At 72.5% G+C, this 2,157-nt stretch carries 1 protein-coding gene; it reads left to right on the forward strand.

Translation table 11 applies throughout. The annotated features are described in order from the left end of the window. Window positions 1-579 precede the first annotated feature (579 nt). Complete coding sequence (locus DQW06_RS28270; RefSeq protein WP_232051672.1) at window positions 580-2,133, forward strand: BCCT family transporter; 1,554 nt, start codon at window positions 580-582, stop codon at window positions 2,131-2,133. The last annotated feature ends 24 nt before the right edge of the window (window positions 2,134-2,157 follow it).

Below are 2,157 nucleotides of genomic sequence, written 5' to 3' on the forward strand. Positions count from 1 at the left end.
GCCGCGCCCTCCCCGGAGGGCGCGGCCGTCCCGGGCGGTGCGCTGCCGGTACGCTCCGGAAGCGGAGATATGGGCGACATGTCCTTATTGTCGCAGTCGGCGTCGGGTACGGCGTCCCGGCGGGGCACCCGTGGACGCGGCCCGCACGCGGAACGCGGGGGGACACCGACCCGCACGGACGGCCCCGGCTCCTCCCCCGCCCGGTGACCCGTCAGCAGTGTTTACCCTCACACGGACACGCGCCGCGGCCTGCGATAGTGTGGAACGTCGTCGTCGCGCCGCCCGCGGTGGGACCCGGGAACCGCTCTTCTCCCTCGTCCCCCGCCGTGAGTGCCCGTCGGCGACCGGGCAGGGCTGCGTTCGACGCTCCGCCCCACTCCATGCCGCGCCTGCCGCGCTGGCCGTGAGACCGGGCGGTCGTTCCCGGCGGCCGCCACGCGCGCACAGCGCATGGAGCTTCAGATACCGGCTGCGGCGCGTCCCGGCCGGTGCTTCCATTCGAGGGGCTTCCTCTACTCCATGTTCTCCACTCTGCGCTCACGCGCGTCCGCGCGAGGCAGACGTTCCGATCCCTGGGTCATGAGCGTGTCCGGCGCCCTGATGACCGCCTTCGTCCTCGCCGCCCTGGTCGCCCCCCGCGCCATGGGCTCCGCCGTGGACGCGGCCTTCACCTGGTCCGCGCGCTGGTTCGGCGCCTACTGGCAGCTGCTGATGCTGGCCACCTTCGTCGTCATGACCGTCCTGGCCTTCTCCCGCTACGGGCGGGTCCGCATGGGCGGCACCGACAAACCCGAGTTCAAGCGGTTCACCTGGATCGCGATGGTCGTCACCACCCTGCTGGCCGCCGGAGGGGTGTTCTGGGCGGCGGCCGAACCCATCGCCCACTACGCCTCCCCGCCGCCGCAGTACGCCGACCAGGTCGACGGCGGAGCCGAGGGCGCGGCGGTGGCGCTGGCGCAGAGCTTCGTGCACTGGGGCTTCATCGGCTGGGCCGTCGGCGGCGCGCTGGCCACCCTGGTCATGATGCGCGGTGTCGAGAAGGGCATGCCGCTGCGCCCGCGCACCCTGCTGTGGCCGCTCCTGGGCGAGCGGGTGCGCACGCACTGGATCGGCGCGGTCGCCGACATCAGCTGCGTGCTCGCCGTGGTGGCCGGGACCGTGGGGCCGATCGGCTTCCTCGGGCTCCAGATCTCCTACATCTGCAGCGAGCTGTTCGGGCTGCCCGACACCTACGCCGTCCAGGCGCTGATCATCCTGGGCCTGACCGCGGTGGCCGCGGTGTCGGTGCTGAGCGGGATCCACAAGGGCATCCAGCTGCTGAGCCGGGCCAACGTCTGGGTGGCCCTGGCGCTCATCGCCGTCATCGTCGGCATGGCGTCGCTGCCCTTCGTCGTCAACCTGTTCCTGCAGGCGAGCGCCGTGCACGCCCGGGAGTTCCTCCCGATGGCGCTGTACCGGGGCGACGAGCAGTGGCTCGGGTACTGGACGCTGTTCTTCTTCGGCTGGTTCCTGGGCTTCGGGCCCATGATGGCGGTCTTCTTCGCCCGCATCTCACGGGGCCGCACCGTGCGCGACATCTACGTCGGGGCGACGGTGGTGCCCTCGGTGGTGACCATGCTCTGGTTCACCGCGCTGGGCGGCACCGGCATCTGGCTGGAGCAGCGCGAGCCCGGCACGATCACGGGCCCCTACGCCGAGGACGGGCTGCCCGCGGCGGCGCTGGCCATCCTGGAGGCGCTGCCGCTGACCGGAGCGCTGGGCGTGCTGATGGTGGTCGTGGCGCTGATCTTCCTGGCGTCCACGCTCGACTCCATGTCCTACACCATCGCGGTCTCCAGCATGCACGAGGGAGAACCCTCGGGCCTGGTCCGCGCGTTCTGGTGCGTGGGGATGGGGCTGGCCGCCGTCGCACTGCTGCTGGTGGGGGACGGCGGGATCCAGGCGTTGCAGTCCTTCATCGTGGTGACCGCGGTGCCCGTCGGCCTGCTCATGCTGCCGACGCTGTGGACCACGCACCCGCTGCTGCGCGACATGGCGGTAGAGCAGGGCATCGTCGCCCCGCGCCCGTCACGGGACGGGGACGGCGACCACGCGCCGCGGGCCGGGGAGCCGGTCGGCCAGGCCTCCCCGTAGGAACCGCGCCGCGCCCGCAGGACC

Source organism: Nocardiopsis sp. TNDT3, assembly GCF_003427465.1.
GTDB classification, from domain to species: Bacteria; Actinomycetota; Actinomycetes; order Streptosporangiales; family Streptosporangiaceae; genus Nocardiopsis; species Nocardiopsis dassonvillei.